The following is a 19236-nucleotide window of genomic DNA, read 5'->3' as shown; positions in this document are numbered from 1 at the left end:
CTACGTCAACGCGAGATGTCAGGGAATTCCCGGAAGGGTGACCTGGATCCGGCAGCCGCGGGTGGATTCGGCCACGCCGATCCGCCCGCCGTGCAGGTCGACCGCCCAGCGGGCGATGGCGAGGCCGAGGCCGGTGCCGCCGTCGTTGTCCCCGCCGTGCTTGCCGGCCGCGGTGCCGCGGTTGAACCGCTCGAAGACGCGGTGCCACTCGGACTCGGGGATGCCGGGGCCCTCGTCGAGCACTTCCAGGTCGAGCGACTCGGGCGCCGGCCCGCGCCGGGCCCGCACCGTGACCCGGCCGTGCGGCGGGGAGTGCTTCACGGCGTTGTCGATGAGGTTCGCCACGACCTGGTGCAGGCGCTCCGCGTCGGCGTGCGCGGTCAGCTCCGGCGGCGAGACGTCGAGGTGCAGATGGACGTCCGTACGCGTGTGCCGGCCGGAGCCGGACGGCATGCCCTGGCGCTGCACGCTGGCCGCGCCGGACAGCTGGGCCTCCTTCAGGACACCCGAGAGGTACGGCCAGACCTCGAAGCGGCGGGCGCGCAGCGGGACCACGCCGTTGTCCAGGCGGGACAGGTCGAGCAGCGTCTCCACCAGGCGGCCGAGGCGCTCGGTCTGCTTCAGGGCGGTGCGCATGGTCTCCGGGTCGGCCTCGGAGACGCCGTCGACGACGTTCTCCAGGACCGCGCGCAGGGCCGCGATCGGGGTGCGCAGCTCGTGCGAGACGTTCGCCACCAGCTCCTTGCGGTGCTGGTCCTGGGCCTCCAGGTCGTCGGCCATGCGGTTGATCGTGCCGGCCAGGTCGCCCAGCTCGTCGCGGCGGCCGGCGCCGCGGACCCGGCGGGTGTAGTCGCCGTGCGAGATGGACCGGGCCACGGTGTTCATCTCGTCGAGCGGGGCGGTCAGGGAGTGCGCCACGAACTGGGTGATCAGGAGCGTGGCGATGACCGAGAAGACCGTGATGAAGCGCAGCTCGGTCTCGGTCCGCACGGCGATCATCAGCAGGCCGGTGGTGATGAAGACCGAGACGACCACGAGCGTGCCGAGCTTCGTCTTGATCGAGAACGGCCGCAGGTCGTGCAGCGCGGTCGGCGGCCGCAGCAGCCCCACGAAGAGCGCCTTCGGCTGCCGGAACGCGGTGAGCAGCCGCTTCGGCCGCAGCGCCGCGAGGAGTTCCCTGCCGCGCTCGGCCGGCCGCAGGCGCGCGAGCACTCCCGGCCGTGCCGTGCCCTGCTGTGGATCGGAGGCGTGCTGCGCTTCGGAGGTGCCGGCAGCCCGGCTGCGGAGCCCGCCGCTCATGCCTGTCCCCTCACGGCGTGGGGGTCTCCAGGGCGTACCCCACCCCGTGCACCGTACGGATGCGCTCCGCGCCGATCTTCCGGCGCAGCGCCTTGATGTGGCTGTCGACGGTGCGGGTGCCGGAGGCGTCCGCCCAGTCCCAGACCTCGGCGAGGAGCTGCTCGCGGGAGAGCACCGCGCGCGGGGTGTTCGCCAGGCAGACGAGCAGGTCGAACTCGGTGGGGGTGAGGTGCACGTCCTCGGAGCGCACCCGCACGCGGCGCTGCGCGTGGTCGATCTCCAGCTCGCCGAGTCGCAGTATGCCGCTGCGCGGCGTCGCGGCGGCGAGCGCGGCCCGCTCGACCCGGCGCAGCAGCACGTGCACCCGGGCCGCCAGCTCCCGCATGGAGAACGGCTTCGTCATGTAGTCGTCGGCGCCGACGCCGAGGCCGACGAGCATGTCCGTCTCGTCGTCACGAGCCGTGAGCATCAGCACCGGCACCGGGCGCTGCGCCTGAACCCGGCGGCAGACCTCGAGGCCGTCGAAGCCGGGCAGCATGATGTCGAGGATCAGCAGGTCGGGCTGCCAGGCCTCGGCGGTGTCCACGGCGGACGGGCCGTCGGCCGCGGTCTGCACGAGGAAGCCCTCCGCGCGCAGCCGGGCGGCGATGGCGTCGACGATGGTCGGATCGTCCTCGATGACGAGGACCCGGCGCTGGGCACCCGGCGTGGGCGCCGTGCCGTTGTGGGAGGTGTGTGTCTGCTCCATGGCCCCGCCCCTGAAAATGCGCCTTGAATGCCTTCGGTGGATCTGCAGTAAAGATCCCGCGTGTGTCGGTCAGAGCGTACGGGGAGTTACGGCGGCTCGGCTACGCAGCCCTGATGCCGAGATGGACCACGTCCGGAACGCCCCGGGCAACGGCTACCTCTTCCGTACGTACCGCCCCGAAACCGGCATTACGCAGAGCCTTCTCGAAATCGGGTGAAGGCTGGGCGGACCAGACGGCGAGGACGCCGCCGGGGTGCAACCGGCCCGCGCAGGCGGCGAGTCCGGCGGGGGAGTAGAGGCTGCCATTGTCCGCGGTGACGGTCCAGTCGGGGCCGTTGTCGATGTCGAGGCAGAGCGCGTCGTACGCGGGCGCCTCGCGGTCGTGGAGGTGGGCGACGAGGTCCGCCTCGACGATCCGGGTGCGCGGGTCGGCGAACGCCTCGGCGGTGTACGGGGCGAGGGGGCCGGTGCGGTGCCAGTCGACGATCGCCGCCTCGCGCTCGACGACGGTGATGCGGCCCCAGCGCGGGTCGGCGGCGGCGTGCGCGAGGGAGAAGCCGACGCCGAGGCCGCCGATCAGGACGCTCGGTTCGGGCCGGTCGTCCAGGGCGTCGCGGGCCGCGTCCACGAGCAGGCGCTCGGAGCGGCCGTCCGAAGTGTCCATCAGGAACGTGCCGTTGGCGATGATCTGCAGCAGGTCGCCGTGCCTGCGCAGGACCACCTCGCCGTGCGGTCCTGTGCGGCGGTCGAGGGTGACGGGCTGCTCGGTGTCGTACGGGTCGTGCATGGGTCCATCCTGCGGTTCGGGCGGGGGCGGCCGCTGCCGTACGAGGCGGGCCGCCGGCCTCTGCCGTTGTCCTGCTGCTTGCTTCTGTTTGTGGAGGCCCCCGAGTTTGCCCCACGGACGCCGCCGCCCCGACCCGGGGTGTCCGGGCCGGGGGTCCAACAGGCCTACGACGCAAGGCAGTTCGGTGCGATCGGGTCAGTGCCGGAACAGGGTGTGCTGGGGTTCCGAGCGGGCCTGCTGGCGCAGCAGCATCGTGAGGAAGCCGAGGGTGCCGCGGTAGCCGCGCAGCCACTCCTCGCGGTGCTGGGCCGCGGTGCGCAGGGCCTCCGCGCTGTCCGGGTCGGCGGCGTTGTCGAGGGCCCAGCGGGACAGGGTGCCGGTCCAAGCCCACTCGTACTCGTCCCACTCGGCGAGCGAGCTGATGTGCCCGTGCACGGGGATCCACTGGTCGAGCAGGACCTGGTCGACGGTGTTCGGCAGGGACATGAACTCGTCCTCGCGGAAACCGACTTGGAGGGTCTCGGGGCCGGGCGCCTGCTCCCAGAACCCGTCGCCGACGATCAGGGTGCCGCCGGGCGCGAGGTGCTTGCGGGCCGCCTCCAGGGTGGGCAGCAGCCCGCCGAAGGCGTGCGTGGCGCCGACGCAGAGGACCACGTCGTACTGGTGCGGGGCGCTGTACGAAGCGGCGTCCTCCTCGTGCAGCGCCACCCGGTCGGCGAGCCCGGCCGCGGCGATCCGCTCGCGCCCCAGGGCGAGTGCGGAATCGCTGACGTCGACGCCGTCGGCCCGTACGCCGGGGCGCTCGGCGGCGGCCCGCAGCAGCCAGGCGCCCTCGCCGCAGCCGAGGTCGAGGACGCGCTCGTCGCCGTGCGGGAGGGCGAGGTCGAGGAGGTGCCGCACCGTCGATTCGTGCAGCGGGGCGGCGATGTGGTGGTCGCCGTGCGCGATCGTGCTGAGCTTCTGTCGGAGTCGGTCCATGGGCGCATCATGCCGAAGGGGGGTGGGGGCTGTCGTGGGTGCCTGCGCTTCCCCCGACGTCCTGCGGACATCCCGGGCCTTGGCCGCCCTTCGCCTGCCGCGCTGTCGTGTGCCCGCCTCCGGTGCTTCGCCCCGGACCCCGGCGGTCCTTCGCCTGCCGCGCCGCTGCGGTTGCTCGCGCAGTTCCCCGCGCCCCTTTCGGGGCCCGGCCCCCTGGGGCTGCGCCCCCGCCCCGGCTGTTCTTTGGCTGCGGCGCCGCTGTGGCTGGTCGCGCAGTTCCCCGCGCCCCTGAAAAGCCCCTATCGGGGCTTAATCCAGCCCCTCCGGCGTTTGAGATGGGGGTCCCCCCTGCTCGAGCGCAGCCGAGAGCTTGGGGGAGGGGGTCTGGGGGCTGGCCCCCAGGAGCCGACGGCAGTCTTTCGGGAAGGGGCGGGGAGGGGATCAAGGGCGGAGCCTCTGGGGGTGGGGTGGGGGAGTGATCGCTCTGGGCGAACAGAGGGTGGGGAACATTCGGGGGCTCACAAGCATTGAGCGTGCATAGCTCAACTTGACTGCCGAAGGGGAGATCATGGCATCGACGTCCACAACGCTCACCCTGCCCGTCCTTCCGCTCGACGACGAGGTCGTGCTGCCCGGCATGGTGGTGCCCCTGGACCTCAACGATCCCGACGTACGAGCCGCGGTGGAGGCCGCGCAGGCCGCCGCCCGCGGGCTGACGGGGAAGCCACGCGTCCTGCTCGTGCCGCGCATCGACGGCACGTACGCGGCGACCGGCGTCCTCGGCACGGTCGAGCAGGTGGGCCGTCTCGCGGACGGCGACCCCGGCGCCCTGATCAAGGGCCGCAGGCGGGTGCAGATCGGCGCGGGCACGACCGGCCCCGGCGCCGCCCTGTGGGTGGAGGGCATCGAGGTCGACGAGACCGTGCCCGACCCGCTGCCCGGCGCCGTCACCGAGCTGGCCAAGGAGTACAAGGCGCTCGCCACCAGCTGGCTGAAGAAGCGCGGGGCCTGGCAGGTCGTGGACCGGGTGCAGCAGCTCGCAGACAGTGGGGAGATCTCCGCGCTCGCCGACAACTCCGGGTACTCGCCGTTCCTGACCACCGATCAGAAGGTCCAGCTCCTGGAGACGGCCGACCCGGTCGAGCGCCTCAAGCTCGCCGCGAAACTGCTCAGCGACCACCTCGCCGAGCAGGACGTGGCCGAGTCCATCGCGAAGGACGTCCAGGAGGGCGTCGACAAGCAGCAGCGCGAGTTCCTGCTCCGCCGCCAGCTCGAAGCCGTACGCAAGGAGTTGCGCGAGCTCAACGGGGAGTCGGAGGGCGAGGAGTCCGACGACTACCGGGCCCGTGTCGAGGCCGCCGACCTGCCCGAGCACGTCCGCGAGGCCGCGCTCAAGGAGGTCGACAAGCTGGAGCGGTCCAGCGAGCAGTCCCCGGAGGGCTCCTGGATCCGCACCTGGCTGGACACGGTCCTCGAACTGCCGTGGAACGAGCGGACCGAGGACCAGTACGACATCCAGGGCGCCAAGGACGTGCTCGACGCCGAGCACGCGGGTCTGGAGGACGTGAAGGAGCGGATCACCGAGTACCTGGCCGTGCGCAAGCGGCGCGCGGACCGCGGTCTCGGGGTCGTCGGCGGGCGGCGCGGCGGCGCCGTGCTCGCGCTCGTCGGCCCGCCCGGCGTCGGCAAGACCAGCCTCGGCGAGTCCGTGGCGCACGCCATGGGCCGCAAGTTCGTCCGCGTCGCCCTCGGCGGCGTCCGCGACGAGGCGGAGATCCGCGGCCATCGGCGTACGTACGTGGGAGCCCTGCCGGGCCGGATCGTACGGGCGGTCAAGGAGGCCGGGTCCATGAACCCGGTCGTGCTGCTCGACGAGATCGACAAGGTCGGCTCCGACTTCCGCGGCGACCCGGCCGCGGCCCTGCTCGAAGTCCTCGACCCGGCACAGAACCACACGTTCCGCGACCACTACCTGGAGGTCGAACTCGACCTGAGCGACGTCGTCTTCCTGGCCACGGCCAACGTCCTGGAGGCCATCCCGGAGGCGCTGCTCGACCGGATGGAGCTGGTCCGGCTCGACGGGTACACCGAGGACGAGAAGGTCGTCATCGCCCGTGACCACCTGCTCCCGCGCCAGCTGGAGCGGGCCGGCCTGGAGCCGGGCGAGGTGGCCCTGGACGAGGGTGCGCTGCGCAAGCTGGCGGGTGAGTACACCCGCGAGGCCGGCGTGCGAAACCTGGAGCGGTCGGTGGCGCGACTGCTCCGCAAGGTCGCGGCGCAGAGCGAACTCGGCGAGCGGGAGCTGCCGTTCACGGTCACCGAAGGGGATCTGCGCGGCCTGATCGGGCGTCCGCACCACGTGCCCGAGTCCGCCCAGGACCCGGCCGAGCGGCGCACGTCCGTGCCCGGCGTGGCCACCGGCCTCGCGGTCACGGGGGCGGGCGGCGACGTCCTGTACGTGGAGGCGTCCCTCGCCGACCCGGAGACGGGCGCGGCGGGGCTCACCCTGACCGGTCAGCTCGGCGACGTGATGAAGGAGTCCGCGCAGATCGCGCTCTCCTTCCTGCGCTCGCACGGGGCCGAACTGGAGCTTCCCGTGGGCGACTTGAAGGACCGCGGCGCGCACATCCACTTCCCGGCGGGCGCGGTCCCGAAGGACGGGCCGAGCGCGGGCATCACGATGACGACGGCGCTCGCGTCGCTGCTCTCCGGGCGGTTGGTCCGTACGGATGTGGCGATGACCGGTGAGGTGTCGCTGACGGGGCGGGTGCTGCCGATCGGCGGTGTGAAGCAGAAGCTGCTCGCCGCGCATCGGGCGGGGATCAGCACGGTGATCATCCCCAAGCGGAACGAGGCGGATCTGGACGACGTCCCGGCGGAGGTTCTCGACAAGCTGGAGGTCCACCCGGTGACGGACGTCCGCCAGGTCCTGGAACTGGCCCTCGCCCCGGCGGAGGTCCAGGTCGAGGTCCCGGTCGCGGCGTAACGGGTGCTTCGCCCCCGGCCCCGGTTTCTCGGTGCCGGGGGCGAAGCCCTTTTTCGGTCCCCGCCCCGCCCCTTCCCGAAAGCCTCCGGCGGTGACGTTCGACTGCTGCGCCGTCGTGGCTGGTCGCGCAGTTCCCCGCGCCCCTATCGGGGCTAAATCCAGCCCCTCCGGCGTTTGAGGAGCGGGGTCTGGGGCGGAGCCCCAGTTTCGGGAAGGGGCGGGGAGGGGAGAAGCCCGCGGCCCGCAGGCCGACCGCTACCCGTTGGCCAAGGCCTGCAGCCGGTCGTAAGCCCCGTTGAACTTGTTGTGGTCGCCGACGATCGGGCCGGAGGACGTGTACTGCCACATCGTGTAGAAGCTCCAGCCGGCCGGGAGTTCACCCGGCGTCGTGTTGTAGCGCGCGACCCACAGCGGATGGTTCGTCGCGAAACCGCTGTAGTTGCCGGTGCACGTCTTCCACCAGCTGGTCGCCGTGTAGATCACCGGATAGCGCCCCGTGCGGTACTTGTACCGGTTCACGAAGTCCCAGATCCAGCTGACCATCCCTGCCTGGGACTTGCCGAAGCACTGGTTCCCGTACGGGTTCCACTCGATGTCGAGCGCGCCCGGCAGCGTCTTGCCGTCCTTGGACCAGCCGCCGCCGTTGTTGACGAAGTAGTCCGCCTGCGCGGCGCCGCTCGACGTGTCCGGAGTGGCGAAGTGGTACGAGCCCCGGATCATGCCGACGTTGTACGAGCCGTTGTACTGCTGCGTGAAGTACGTGTTCTTGTAGTACGTGCCCTCGGTCGCCTTGACGTAGGCCCACTTGACGCCGCTGCTCCAGAGCGACGCCCAGTTGACGTTGCCCTGGTGGCTGGAGACGTCCACGCCCTCCGTCTGGACGGCGGCGGCGCTCGGCGAGTCGGGCGGCATCGGGCCCTCGCCGTCGTGCTCGACGACGCCCATGCCCATGTGGGCGCTGCCCCGCGGCGGCACGTCCTCGGCCGCCTGCGCGGCGCCGGGGAAGGCGAGGAGGAGCGACAGGACGGTGAGGACCACCGCGACCGCGGGCCTGCGCGAGCCGTGCGATCCGGTGGAACGGTGCGGTCTGGTGGGGGATCCGGGTCTGTGCACGGGCATGAAGCGCCTCCGGAGGCGTCAGAAGTGCGGTGGGGGGACCTGGAACGAACCGAACGTGTGCATGTCATAGGGCACTTACCCAGGACGCTACGCACGTAGACCCCGCGAGGGAAGAGTGGCTGAAGGCTGCCGAAGGTCTACTCCTGCGGAATACTGGCCGAGCTGCGGCGATCGGCCGCCGCGGGCGGAAACTTTCAGGAACGGGAAAGCGATTCATGGGTTCTGACGTGCACGAGAGCGGTGGGGCGAGCGGAGGCGAGCCGCGCCCCGAGAGCGGTGTGGACCACGAATTCCTCGCCCTGGAACGCGAGTTGACCGTCTTTCTGCGCCGCGCTCGCGCCTCGTCCGGAGAGATGGCCCGCGCCGTCCACCCCGACCTGGAGCCCGCCGCGTACGGACTGCTCGTCCGCCTGGAGGAGGGCGGGCCGCAGCGCGCCACCGAACTCGCCGCGTACATCGGCGTGGGCAAGGCGACGATGAGCCGTCAGCTGCGGGCCCTGGAGGAGCTGGGGCTCGTCGCCCGCGACCCCGACCCGGTCGACGGACGGGCCTCCCTGATGCGCCTCACCGACGAGGGCCGCGCCCGCTTCCGCACGGTCCGGGACGCGCGCCGCGCCAAGTACGTCCAGCGCCTGGCCGGCTGGGACCGCCACGAGGTCGCCGAACTGGCCCGCCTCCTCGGCCAGTTGAACGACAGCCAGGAAGGCTGAGCCGCCCGCGGCCGTTCGGCTGCAGCTCCACGCAGAGCCGAGCCGCCCGCAGTCGTACGGCTACGGCTCCACGAAGACCACGGCCGCGTCGTCGTGCACCTTGCCGCGCGGGGCCGACCGCCCCGCCGGGTCGGCGTTTTCCAGCGCCCGGACCCGGTCGATCAGCTCCTGCGGGCCCGCCTTGCGCAGCAGCGCCAGGCACTCCGCCCAGGAGCCCGCGCCGAACTTCTCCACCCAGCGCGTCGCCCCGTCCGTCAGCGCCGCCAGGCTGCGCACCTCGGCGCGCGGCCGCGTCCCGCACACCGCGCGCCGCGCCACGTCCGGGTCGGCCGCCGCCGTGAAGAAGCCGCCCTCCGTATTGCGCAGGGCCTCCACCCCGGTGACGTACTCCCGTGCTGCCGCGGCCCGTTCGGGCGAGCCCTCCGGCAGGGCGCGCACCGCCGCGCGCAGCCGGTCGATGTGCGGCGGGAGCGCACCGAGGCGCTCGTCGAGGACCGGGCGCACCGCGCCGTCGGCCTCCTCCACGAGCAGCGCCGAGTCCGAGAGCACCAGATGCTCGACCTTCTCCTCGTCCCACCGCACGAGGACCACGGTCGCCTGTGGCGTACGAGGGTGAGAAAGGTCACAGGTTTGACCGTGGGCGTCGGCGGTACGCGCGATGGCGGCGGCCAGGACTTCACGCAAGCCCAAATCTCGCCGCGAACCGGACAGTTCGCCTAGCGCGCCGCCGAGCCGGGCCGTGAACCAGGGGACGGAATGCAGACAGCCGCAGTCGCCGGCCGGCGGCGTGACCCCGTCGAGCAGCACCAGCGTTCCGCCCTTGCCGGAGGCGGGGAGCGCGACCGATGCGTAGTCCTCGTTGGGGCGCCCCGGGTCGCCGGGCTCCGTGGCCAGTTCGATGCGCATTCAGCCAGTCTGCACGAGAGCTTCACGAGCCGGGACTTGGGCCGCTCCGGCCGCCCGGAAGCCGGGTTTCCGACGGATTGATAGCCTCCGGCGTGCGAGCGGCGGGGCATCTTGCCAAAGCGGGCCCGGCCCGTCCAACCGGCGCTCCGCGTGCGGTAGATGCGTGTGCCCGAGGAACTTGCCGGGGCACTCCCGTCGATGTTCACTCCTTCGGGTGGCCCGGCGGAGGATGGGCGACCACTGCTCAACCGCACTGGAATGGTCATGAGCCGTACCAGAGGGGCCTGGTGTTGACTCGTCGTCACCTGCGCTCCCGGTGAGGAACGAGAACTTCAAGAATGCGAGCACCGGTGCAGATGAAGCGGCCTCGGGGCAAGGGCGACAAGGCCGCGGAGCGGCCCGTGGACGCCGAGGGCGCGACCTCCGAGGGGCGCGCCGACACTCCTGAGCCCGCCGCCACGGGGCAGGGCACCGCCACGGAACGGCCGGCGCCCGACACCGCCCCCGCGGGCCGCCGCAAGCGGGTGCGCAACCGCCTGGTCGCGGCCGTCGCCGTGGTCGCCGCCACCGTCGCGGGCGCGGGCGCCCCCGGCATCACCGAGTCCTCCGCGCAGCTCGCCGAGTCCCAGGAACTCGTCACGCTCGCCGAACTCACCAAGAGTGCGGTCACCCTGGCGCACGCCCTCGCCGACGAACGCGACGAGGTCACCGCGGAGATCGCCGCGGGCCGCCCCGCGGGCGCTTCGGCCGCGGCGCTCGCCGAGAGCCGCGGCAGCGTCGACCGCCGCATCAACGAAGTGCGCGCCGAGGCCCCGGCCGGGCTCCGCCACGACCTCGACGACCTCGAACAGGTCCGCCGCGCCGCCGCCGACGGCAAGGGCACCGCCCTCGAAGCGCACGCGGTCCACGACGAGTACAACAAGGCGATCGGCGAACTCCACGCCCTCGTCGAGCACCTGGCCGAGAAAATGCCGCCGCGCGCCGGCTCCGGCGCCCGCGCGCTCGCCGAGCTCGACCGCGCCGTCCAGCAGGCCGGCGCCACCCGAGGCCTGCTGCTCGCCGCCCTCGCCACGCCCCGCGACGCGGCCGGCGGAGTCGACCCGGCCACCGGCCGCCCGCAGGCCGGCGCCAGCGCCAACTCCCGCAACCGCAACGCCCTCGCGGCCGCCGCCCAGCAGGCCCGGGTCAGCGAACTGGCGGCGCTCGCCGACTTCGAGCGGTCCGCCCCGGACACCGACCTGGCCAAGCTCGGCTCCACGGTCACCGGGCCCGAGGTCGCCACCGCCGACCGCTACCTGGCCCGGCTCACCGACCAGCCCACGCTCTCCGCCGCCGAACTCCGCTACGACCAGAAGCGGGTGGCGGCCGCGCTCTCCGCCCGCGTCGAGCAGCTGCGCAGCGTCGAGAACACCCTGAGCGCCGACCGCGTCGAGAGCCTGTCGAAGCTCCGCGACGACGACGTCACCGCCCTCGAAGTGCGCATCGCCCTCGTCGGCGTACTGCTCCTCCTCGCCATCGGCATCGCCACCGCGATCGCCCGCACCCTCACCCGCCCGCTCGCCGTCCTCCGCCTCGGCTCCGCCCGGCTCGCGGAGACCCCGGCCACGGACGAGCCGATCCGCTTCACCGGCCGCAACGACGAGTTCGCCGCCGTGGTCCGCTCGGTCAACACCCTGCACGCGCACACCCAGCGCCTGCAGGAGCGCCTCACCTTCCTCGAGGGCGACCGCAAGCACCTCGTCGGCCAGCGCGAGAAGCTCGCCGACGAGCGCGAGGAGCTGCGCGAACAGCTCGACGAGGCACTCGCCGAGGCGGAGCGCTCCGGCCGGAACGGCGGCGGCACCGTCGTCCAGCTCGCCCTGCGCAACCTCGCGCTCGTCGAGCGCCAGCTGGGCGTCATCGAGAACCTGGAGGAGCGGGAACAGGACCCCGACCGCCTCGGCACCCTCTTCAAGCTCGACCACTTCGCCACGGTCATGCGCCGGCACAGCGAGAACCTCCTGGTCCTCGCGGGCGCCGAGCACCGCGACAGCCACCCGGGCCCGGTCCCCCTTGTCGACGTGGTGCGCGCCGCCGTCAGCGAGATCGACGCGTACGACCGGGTCCGCATCGCATCGCTGCCGCCGCACGCCCACCTCGCCGGCTCCACCGCGGACGACATCAGCCACCTGGTCGCCGAACTCCTGGAGAACGCCACGACGTTCTCGCCGCCGGACTCCGCCGTCGAGACCTCCGGCTGGCTCCTGGAGAGCGGCGACGTGATGCTCTCCGTCCGCGACGAGGGCATCGGCCTGCCCGAGGAGCGGCTGCGCGAACTCAACGCCCGCCTCACGGACTTCGACCCGAAGCAGCCGTACGAGCCGACGGCTGCGGAGGCCGAGGGCGCGGGCTCCGAGGGGCTAGGGCTCGGCCTGTACGTCGTGGCCCGGCTCGCCGCCCGGCACGGACTGCGGGTCGAGCTGCGGGAGCAGAAGCACGGCGGCCTCGCGGCGCTCGTCGTCCTGCCCACGACGATCCTCGCCGCCGCCCCGGCGGAGGCGACCCCGCAGCACTCCGTCGCGATGGCCGAGGCGCCGCAGGTGCGCCTGCCGGGCGCGGAGGCCGAGGCCAACTCCAATGCCCTGGACCGGCGTTCGCCCGATGAGCCGGATGAGGCGGATGAGCTCCATGCGACGGACGAGGCGGATGAGACGGACGCGGTAGCAGAGGCGGCCGACGTAGCCGCCCCGGTCGAGGACCCCTTCATCCGCGCTGCCGAGCGCGCCTTCGAGGAGGCCCAGGCCGCGGACGCGGACGCGGACACGGGTGCGGGTGCGGACACCGAGCCCGACGACGAGCCCGCCCCCGAGCACTCCAGGCCCACCGCCGAGGGCGAGGACGAAGGTCAGGACGAGGGTCAGGACGAAGGTCAGGACGAGGGTCAGGGCGAGGCGAAGGCCCAGGCCCTGGAGAGCCTGCGCACTCTCGACGACCTCCTCTCCCCGGAGGCCGAGGCCGACCGTGAACTCCTGGGCGAGGAGCCCGAGTCGGCGGCGCTCGCTGCTGCCGTCGAGGGCGCGGCGGACCTGGAGCCGCTGCCCGCCCCCGCGAGCGAGTCCGTGCTCGCGCCCGAGGCGGACGAGCGCCACGAGCGCGCCGCCGACACGGCCGAGGTCGGAGCCGCCGAAGCCGCACCCCGCCCCGAAGCCGAAGCCGAAGCCGCACCCGAAGCCGAAGTCGCAGCCGCGCCCGGACCCGGAGCCCAGGCCGAAGAGACCGTCCCGCAGCAGGCCAGGCGCGAGATGCCCGAGGCCCTGCCGCAGCGGGAGCGCACCACCGAGACGGGACTGCCCAAGCGCACCCCGAAGGCCACCGGGCCCGCCCCCGAGCCCGTGGCCCGCCGAAGCTCCGTCGACCCGGAGGAGCTGCGCCGCAGGCTCGGCAACTTCCACCGGGGAGCCAACTCCGGCCGCCGTGACGTACAGGCCGAACTCGCCGAGCGGACCGGCGAGTTCGCCGCCGGCGACGACATGGCCACCGGGGAGGTGCCCGACCGGGCGACCCGGACCGACCAGGGGGACCCAGCCGAGGAGGCCCGCAGTTGACCGCACCCAGTACGTCCCGTGCGTACCGTCTCAGCAGCGAAGCCCAGAACCTGCACTGGCTGCTCGACAACCTGGTCCGGGAGGTGCCAGGGCTGCTCTCGGTGGCCGTGGTCTCCTCCGACGGACTGCTGCTGCTCTCCTCCGACCCGGCGGTGAACGGCGCGGCGCAGCAGCCGCGCACCGCCGCCGGGCCGAAGGGGTCGAGCGCCGACCTCGCCACGATCGTCTCCGGCATCGGCAGCCTCACCATCGGGGCGGCCAAGCTGATGGACGGCGGCGGCATTAAGCAGACCGTGATCGCCATGGACGAGGGCAGCCTCTTCGTGATGGCGATCAGCGACGGCTCGCTGCTCGGCGTGCACGCCGCACCTGACTGCGACGTCAGCGTGGTCGCGTACCACATGGCGCTCTTCGTGGGCCGCGCCGGACACGTCCTCACCCCCGAACTCCGCAGCGAGCTGCGGCAGTCGATGGAGAGCGGACGGTGACCGCCCCGGGCGCCGCCGCGCAACTGCCGGTGCGCGGCCGGGGACGCAGGCCCGCGCGGGTCCGCCCGTACTCGCTCACCGGCGGCCGTACGCGCTTCGCGCACGTGCTGCTCGTCGAGACCTTCGTCGCCGCGATCCAGGCGCCGGGGGCGGAGGAGCGGCGGGCCCTCGCGCCACGCGGCCGGGGCGTGCCGGAGATGCGGGCGATCGTCGAGGTGTGCCGCAGGATGCGCACCGTCGCCGAGATCGCCGCGCTCCTGAAGATGCCGCTCGGCGTGGTCCGCGTCCTGCTGAGCGACCTCGCCGACCAAGGACGCATCCGGGTGTACGGCACCGGGCACGGCCCCGGACAGCCCGACCGCGCGCTGCTGGAAAGGGTGCTGGGTGGACTCCGCCGCCTCTGACACGCTCACGACGAACACGCCGACGACGGGCGCGCACACGACGGGCGCGCACACGACGGGCACGCTCACGACGGGCACGCTCACGACGGCCACCGCCGAAGGGCGGACCGACCCGCTCCTGGACGAGGAGGGCGCGCAGCCCTGGCAGTCCGACCTCAGCCGGGCCCCCATCGCCACCAAGATCGTGGTCGCGGGCGGCTTCGGCGCGGGCAAGACGACCCTCGTCGGAGCCGTCTCCGAGATCACTCCGCTGCGCACCGAGACCCTGATGACCGAGGCCGGTGCCGCCTCCGGGGAGGACGACCTGGCCCCGGTCCCGCACAAGGCCACGACCACGGTCGCCATGGACTTCGGCCGGATCACGCTCGACGACGACCTCGTCCTCTACCTGTTCGGCACGCCGGGCCAGGCCCGGTTCTGGTTCATGTGGGACGACCTGATGCGTGGCGCGGTCGGCGTCGTCGTGCTCGCCGACACCCGCCGCCTCGACGACTGCTTCCCGGCCCTGGACTACGTGGAGGGCAGCGGACTGCCGTACGTGGTGGCCGTCAACCATTTCGACGGCTCCGACCTGTACGCGGCCGACGAGGTGCGCGAGGCGCTCGACGTGCCCGCCCACGTGCCGGTCCTCGTCATGGACGCACGCCGCCGGATCAGCGTCGTGGAGACCCTCCTCGCCCTCGTGGGGCACGCCTGCGAGACCGCGCCGGAGCAGTCCGTACCGCAGTAACCGTAGGAGTAGGAGCGAGACCACCGCATGCGGAAGATACTCATCGCCGGAGCCGGCCAGTCCGGTCTCCAACTCGCCCTGGGACTCCAGGCGCAGGGGTACGAGGTCACCCTCATGTCGCAGCGCACCGCCGACGAGATCCGGGCCGGCCGGGTCATGTCCACGCAGGTCCTCTTCCACACCGCGCTGCAGCACGAGCGGGACCTCAAGCTGAACTTCTGGGAGTCCCAGGCCCCCGACATCGAGGGGCTCGGCGTCACCGTCGCCGCCCCCGGCAGCCACGACCCGGGCCCCGCGCACCGCGCCGTGGACTGGCTCGGCCCCCTCGACGGCATCGCCCAGTCCGTCGACCAGCGCGTCAAGACGGCCGGCTGGCTCGACACGTTCGCGCAGCGCGGCGGCCAGCTGGTGATCCACAGCGCGGCCGTCTCCGACCTCGACTACTTCTCACGTCTGTACGACCTGGTCCTGGTCGCCGCCGGCAAGGGCGAGCTCGTCCACCTCTTCGACCGGGACCCGGCCCGCTCCCCCTACAACCGGCCGCAGCGCTCCCTCGCCGTCTCCTACGTACACGGGCTCGGGCCGCGCCCCGACGGGCCCGACACCGGGCAGGTCCGGCTCAACCTGGTGCCCGGCGTGGGCGAGTTGGTCGTCATGCCGGCCCTGACGACCTCGGGCCGCGCCGACATCCTGTTCTGGGAGGGCGTGCCGGGCGGCCCCGTCGACGCGTTCCGCGGCATCGCCGACCCCGCCGAACACCTCGCCCTCACCCTCTCCCTGATGGAGCGCTACACGCCCTGGGAGTACGGGCGGGCCCGTGCCGTCGAACTCACCGACGCGGGCGGCACGTTGGCGGGGCGCTACACGCCGACCGTGCGCCATCCCGTCGCGACGCTGCCGTCCGGCGGGCTCGTTCTGGGCGTGGGCGACACGCTCGTCGCCAACGACCCCGTCACCGGGCAGGGCGCCAACTCGGCCGCCAAGTGCGCGGCTTCGTACCTCGGGTCGATCCTGGAGCACGGGGACAAGCCGTTCGACGCGGAGTGGATGCGGTCGGCGTTCGACCGGTTCTGGGAGTCGGTGGGGCGGCCCACGACGCGCTGGACCAATGCGATGCTCGCGCCGCCGCCTGCGCATGTCCTCGCGCTGATCACCGCTGCCGCGGAGCAGCCCGAGATCGCGCACCGTTTCGCCAACGGCTTCGACGACCCGTCGGATTTCGAGGACTACTTCTACGAACCGGCCCACACGGAACGCTACTTGTCGTCCCTCCGCTGAGGTCTTCCCCCCCTCCCCGCCCCTTCCCTCAAGTCCTGACGGCCGGCCACCAGCGTCCCCCGGGCCAACTCCCGGGGACACCACCCCTGGACTCCACTCCCGGGGCTGCTGCCCCTGGACTCCATTCCCGGGGCTGCCGCCCCAGGACCCCGCTTTCGGGGCTGCGCCCCGGATCCCGGCTGTTTTCGGCTGCCGCGCCGTCGTGGCTGGTCGCGCAGTTCCCCGCGCCCCTGGTTCGGGGCTTTGCCCCCCCCCGCCCCGCCCGGTTGTTTTTCGGCTGCTGCGTCGTGGTGGTTGGTCGCGCAGTTCCCCGCGCCCCTGGTTCGGGGCTTTGCCCCCCCGCCCCGCCCGGTTGTTTTTCGGCTGCCGCGGCGTCGTGGTCGCCAGCGCAGTTCCCCGCGCCCCTGGTGGGGCACTTGTCGCAGCGCCAGTCCGCGAGATTCAGCCCCCACCCCGCACTCCCCAAATTCAGCCCCTCCGGCGATTGAGGAGCGGGGTCCGGGGCCCCGGGGAGCGGGGGTCTGGGGGCTGGCCCCCAGGGGCCGACGGCAGTCTTTCGGGAAGGGGCGGGGTGGGGAAAGGAAAAGAAGAAGGCCCCAGCCTCACCCCTCCTCCGGCGCCACCCCCGCCCCGTACCCCAGGTCGGACCCCGACATCGCGCCCGGAGGCAACTCCGGCGGCCGGTAGTCGGGGTCGGACAGGGCGCGCCCTTCCGGATCCGGCCGCACCGCCCCCAGCAGCGGATTCGCCGCGATCGGCGAGACCTTGACCCGCGACCCGGGCCGCGGCGCCTGCACCACCTTCCCGTCCCCCAGATAGAGGGCGACATGCGTGGCCTCGGGGAAGTACACAACCAGGTCCCCGGGCCGCAGCCGGTGCAACGGAACCCGCTCAAGGCGAGCCCACTGCTCCTGCGAGGTCCGCGGAATCTCCACCCCCGCCCGCTGCCAGGCCCGCGACGTGAGCCCCGAGCAGTCGAAGGACCCCGGCCCCTCCGCACCCCACACATACGGCTTGCCGATCTGCTTCACCGCGTACCGAAGCGCCGCGTCCCCCGCCTTCGAGGGCGCGCGGGTCTGCGCGGACGCCCCCGGCGAACCGGCCGCCCCGCCGAGCGCACCGGAGCCCAGAAGGTCCCGCTGGGCGTCCGCCGTGCCCTTCTCCTCAAGCCGCCGCAGCGCGGCCAACTCGTCCGGGCTGAGGTCGGAGAGCATCTCCTCGACGTCCTTGAGGCGCTCGGTCACCTCGTCCCGCTGCTCCTTCTGCCGTGCCGCCAGGGCGACTTGGGCGGCCAGAGCCTTGCGGGAGCGCCGCGCCAGGCCGTCGGCCTTCTTCTCCCGGTCGACGAGCCGCCCGACCGTCCCGACCCGCTGGGCCGCCATGCGTCGCACGACGTGCCCCTGGTCGAGCGCGCGCCGCGGATCGCGGGCGAGGAGCAGCTTCAGATACGGGGAGAGCTCGCTGTCGCTCTGGTACTGCTGGCGGGCGAGGCGTCCGGCGGCCGCGCGGCTGTCGTGCAGGGCGGTACGGGCCTTCGCCAGTTCGGCGCCCAGCTTCTTCGTCTCGGAGCGCTGCTTCTTCAGCTTCTCCGCGGTGGCGTTGTACGTCTCGGTGGCCTGCTCGGTCTTGCGGTACAGCTCCTGGAGATCCGTGAGAAGCCCCGCCACGGAACCCTCCTCGGGGCCGGCGGCGGGCCCGGGGGCGGGCCTGGGGGCGGCCGCGGCCTGCGGCCCGGTCACCAGTCCCGCCACCACCGCCGCGGCGCAGACGGCCCGGCCGATGCTCCTGCTCTTGGCTGACACACCATCACCTCCGCGGCGAGCATGCGGTGGTGGCCCCGGCGGCGCTGGTCGAGTGCACCCCGGTGGAGGTATCAGGTCACCCCTCCCGGGGGTTTTTCCCCTCCCCGCCCCTTCCGGAGAGGCTCAAAAATGAGCCTCTCCGGCGATTGAGGAGCGGGGGTCCGGGGGCGGAGCCCCCGAAGCTCCGCAGGATTTCGGGAAGGGGCGGGGTGGGGAGGGGAAAATCAAGACGCCGGCGGCGAACTCGGCCTGGACCAAGGCCACTTGATCCGCCCAACCCCCCGCCCCTCCGGGTCGAACACATACTTCCACCCCCGAGGTACCCCGAGGCGTCGGCTGAACCCCGCGGCCTCGCGCCGATAGACGAGCACCGTCGGCGGGCCACCTTCCGCATCCGGCACCGGAACCTCGTACACCTTCGGCGGCTGCCCGGTCGCGCCGAGCAGGACCGGCAGGGTCCGGCCGTCCAGGGGGCCGCCCTCGAAGGGGATGTCCTCGCTTCTCACGCGACCAGTCTCACAGCAGGTGCGCGGCGTCGCTCACCACGGGCAGCACCCGCCCGGCAAGCGACGCGGCGAAGCCGTCCGCCTCCTCCAGTTCGAGCGCCGCCCGCAGCACCTCGGCGGTCTGCGGGTCGGAGGCGGCGGTGGCGGTGGTCACGGCGAGGAAGTGGTCGAGCAGCCAGTCCCGCAGCTCGTCGAGGGGCGGTTGCTTGCCCTCGTCCAGCCAGATCAGGGACGCGGCCTCGACGGCGGAGATCCACGTACGCACCATCATGTGCAGCCGCGGACCGGGGTCCGACACGGGCAGGTGGTCCAGGATGCTCGCGGCGGCGACGGCCCGCACCTCGTCCACGATGGCGCTGGTGCGCGAGGTGGAGACGACGCTGCCGCCCTGCAACAGCGCGCTGAACCCGGTGTCGTGCTCGTCGACGAAGGCGAGGTACCGGGTCAGGGCGCGGGCGAGGCGCGCGGTGAGCGGGCCGTGCGGCGGCTCGTCGAAGCACTGTTCCAAGGCGTCGGCCGCGGTGCGCAGCGCGGCCTCGTACAACTGCTGTTTGCCGCCCGGGAAGTAGCGGTAGACCAGCGGCCTGGAGACGCCCGCCGCCTCGGCGACGTCGTCCAGGGAGACCTCCTCCGGCGCGCGGTGCGCGAAGAGGGACAGCGCGGCTTCGAGGAGCTGGCTGCGCCGCTCCTCCACGCTGAGCCGGCGGTAGGCGGGGGGCGTTGCGCGCGAGGTTGCTGCCGGGGACATGCCCGCAGCGTATCCGCACCTCGCCGCGCCCGGCCCACGGGTTGTGCGCGCGGGCTTCGCAGAACGTCCACATTCGGACGCGCGCGGTACCGGGATTCGGCCGTCCTGCCGGGTCCGCACTACTTGTTGACCCGGTGTCTCATACGTGTGAGCCTGCCAACGA

At 73.0% G+C, this 19236-nt stretch carries 16 protein-coding genes; 7 read left to right on the top strand and 9 right to left on the bottom strand.

The window, feature by feature from the left end; translation table 11 throughout:
- Positions 1–18: 18 nt before the first annotated feature.
- The 4 genes from QIS96_RS12130 to QIS96_RS12115 form a co-directional block, all read right to left on the bottom strand.
- Positions 19–1074 (bottom strand): HAMP domain-containing sensor histidine kinase, encoded by a 1056-nt coding sequence (locus tag QIS96_RS12130; protein ID WP_282542539.1) that lies wholly within the window; start codon positions 1072–1074, stop codon positions 19–21.
- Between the two features lie 235 nt (positions 1075–1309).
- Positions 1310–2047 (bottom strand): response regulator transcription factor, encoded by a 738-nt coding sequence (locus tag QIS96_RS12125; protein ID WP_282511563.1) that lies wholly within the window; start codon positions 2045–2047, stop codon positions 1310–1312.
- Between the two features lie 100 nt (positions 2048–2147).
- Positions 2148–2834 (bottom strand): spermidine synthase family protein, encoded by a 687-nt coding sequence (locus QIS96_RS12120; RefSeq protein WP_282542507.1) that lies wholly within the window; start codon positions 2832–2834, stop codon positions 2148–2150.
- A 195-nt stretch (positions 2835–3029) separates the two neighbouring features.
- The gene (locus QIS96_RS12115) at positions 3030–3812 is read right to left on the bottom strand and encodes an SAM-dependent methyltransferase (protein ID WP_282542506.1); all 783 of its coding nucleotides are present in this window, start codon (positions 3810–3812) and stop codon (positions 3030–3032) included.
- Between the two features lie 568 nt (positions 3813–4380).
- Between QIS96_RS12115 and lon the strand changes: the two genes are divergently transcribed.
- The gene (lon, locus tag QIS96_RS12110; RefSeq protein ID WP_282542505.1) at positions 4381–6798 is read left to right on the top strand and encodes an endopeptidase La; all 2418 of its coding nucleotides are present in this window, start codon (positions 4381–4383) and stop codon (positions 6796–6798) included.
- A gap of 255 nt (positions 6799–7053) precedes the next feature.
- On the opposite strand, the gene QIS96_RS12105 is transcribed toward lon, so the two are convergent.
- Positions 7054–7917 (bottom strand): lysozyme, encoded by an 864-nt coding sequence (locus QIS96_RS12105; protein WP_282542504.1) that lies wholly within the window; start codon positions 7915–7917, stop codon positions 7054–7056.
- Between the two features lie 215 nt (positions 7918–8132).
- Between QIS96_RS12105 and QIS96_RS12100 the strand changes: the two genes are divergently transcribed.
- Positions 8133–8627, top strand: a complete 495-nt coding sequence (locus QIS96_RS12100; RefSeq protein WP_282542503.1) for a MarR family winged helix-turn-helix transcriptional regulator — start codon at positions 8133–8135, stop codon at positions 8625–8627.
- A gap of 60 nt (positions 8628–8687) precedes the next feature.
- Here the strand turns inward: QIS96_RS12100 and QIS96_RS12095 are convergent, their stop codons facing one another.
- The gene (locus tag QIS96_RS12095; protein WP_282542502.1) at positions 8688–9533 is read right to left on the bottom strand and encodes a protein phosphatase 2C domain-containing protein; all 846 of its coding nucleotides are present in this window, start codon (positions 9531–9533) and stop codon (positions 8688–8690) included.
- Positions 9534–9871: 338 nt separating this feature from the next.
- On the opposite strand from QIS96_RS12095, the gene QIS96_RS12090 reads away from it, so the two are divergent.
- From QIS96_RS12090 to QIS96_RS12070, 5 genes are all read left to right on the top strand, one after another.
- Complete coding sequence (locus QIS96_RS12090; RefSeq protein WP_282542501.1) at positions 9872–13117, top strand: sensor histidine kinase; 3246 nt, start codon at positions 9872–9874, stop codon at positions 13115–13117.
- Complete coding sequence (locus QIS96_RS12085) at positions 13114–13605, top strand: roadblock/LC7 domain-containing protein (RefSeq protein ID WP_282542500.1); 492 nt, start codon at positions 13114–13116, stop codon at positions 13603–13605. The genes QIS96_RS12090 and QIS96_RS12085 overlap by 4 nt, the downstream gene beginning before the upstream one ends.
- Complete coding sequence (locus tag QIS96_RS12080; RefSeq protein WP_282542499.1) at positions 13602–14009, top strand: DUF742 domain-containing protein; 408 nt, start codon at positions 13602–13604, stop codon at positions 14007–14009. The genes QIS96_RS12085 and QIS96_RS12080 overlap by 4 nt, the downstream gene beginning before the upstream one ends.
- Before the next feature lie 118 nt (positions 14010–14127).
- Entirely contained in the window at positions 14128–14739 is a 612-nt protein-coding gene (locus QIS96_RS12075) for a GTP-binding protein (protein WP_282542538.1), read from the top strand.
- A gap of 27 nt (positions 14740–14766) precedes the next feature.
- Positions 14767–16017, top strand: coding sequence for a styrene monooxygenase/indole monooxygenase family protein (locus QIS96_RS12070; RefSeq protein WP_282542498.1), 1251 nt, complete (start codon positions 14767–14769; stop codon positions 16015–16017).
- Positions 16018–16619: 602 nt separating this feature from the next.
- Here QIS96_RS12070 and QIS96_RS12065 read toward each other — a convergent pair.
- From QIS96_RS12065 to QIS96_RS12055, 3 genes are all read right to left on the bottom strand, one after another.
- Positions 16620–17819, bottom strand: a complete 1200-nt coding sequence (locus QIS96_RS12065; RefSeq protein ID WP_282542497.1) for a C40 family peptidase — start codon at positions 17817–17819, stop codon at positions 16620–16622.
- A 224-nt stretch (positions 17820–18043) separates the two neighbouring features.
- A complete protein-coding gene (locus QIS96_RS12060) occupies positions 18044–18325 on the bottom strand; it encodes a hypothetical protein (protein WP_282542496.1) in 282 nt (93 codons plus the stop codon).
- A gap of 10 nt (positions 18326–18335) precedes the next feature.
- Positions 18336–19073 carry a TetR/AcrR family transcriptional regulator gene (locus QIS96_RS12055; protein ID WP_282542495.1) on the bottom strand — a complete coding sequence of 246 codons (738 nt, stop codon included), beginning with the start codon at positions 19071–19073 and terminating at the stop codon, positions 18336–18338.
- Between the last annotated feature and the right edge of the window lie 163 nt (positions 19074–19236).

It is taken from the genome of Streptomyces cavernicola, from assembly GCF_029968035.1.
Lineage (GTDB): Bacteria > Actinomycetota > Actinomycetes > Streptomycetales > Streptomycetaceae > Streptomyces > Streptomyces cavernicola.
The sequence above is the reverse complement of the archived record's forward strand: the minus strand, read 5'-3'. Positions and strand labels throughout refer to the sequence as shown.

Bases quoted from the DNA above. Each gene is read 5' to 3' on its own strand.
- lon (WP_282542505.1), top strand. From the start codon at position 4,381: ATGGCATCGACGTCCACAACGCTCACCCTGCCCGTCCTTCCGCTCGAC.
- QIS96_RS12125 (WP_282511563.1), bottom strand. From the start codon at position 2,047: ATGGAGCAGACACACACCTCCCACAACGGCACGGCGCCCACGCCGGGT.
- QIS96_RS12070 (WP_282542498.1), top strand. From the start codon at position 14,767: ATGCGGAAGATACTCATCGCCGGAGCCGGCCAGTCCGGTCTCCAACTC.
- QIS96_RS12120 (WP_282542507.1), bottom strand. From the start codon at position 2,834: ATGCACGACCCGTACGACACCGAGCAGCCCGTCACCCTCGACCGCCGC.
- QIS96_RS12100 (WP_282542503.1), top strand. From the start codon at position 8,133: ATGGGTTCTGACGTGCACGAGAGCGGTGGGGCGAGCGGAGGCGAGCCG.
- QIS96_RS12090 (WP_282542501.1), top strand. From the start codon at position 9,872: ATGCGAGCACCGGTGCAGATGAAGCGGCCTCGGGGCAAGGGCGACAAG.
- QIS96_RS12055 (WP_282542495.1), bottom strand. From the start codon at position 19,073: ATGTCCCCGGCAGCAACCTCGCGCGCAACGCCCCCCGCCTACCGCCGG.
- QIS96_RS12095 (WP_282542502.1), bottom strand. From the start codon at position 9,533: ATGCGCATCGAACTGGCCACGGAGCCCGGCGACCCGGGGCGCCCCAAC.
- QIS96_RS12115 (WP_282542506.1), bottom strand. From the start codon at position 3,812: ATGGACCGACTCCGACAGAAGCTCAGCACGATCGCGCACGGCGACCAC.
- QIS96_RS12105 (WP_282542504.1), bottom strand. From the start codon at position 7,917: ATGCCCGTGCACAGACCCGGATCCCCCACCAGACCGCACCGTTCCACC.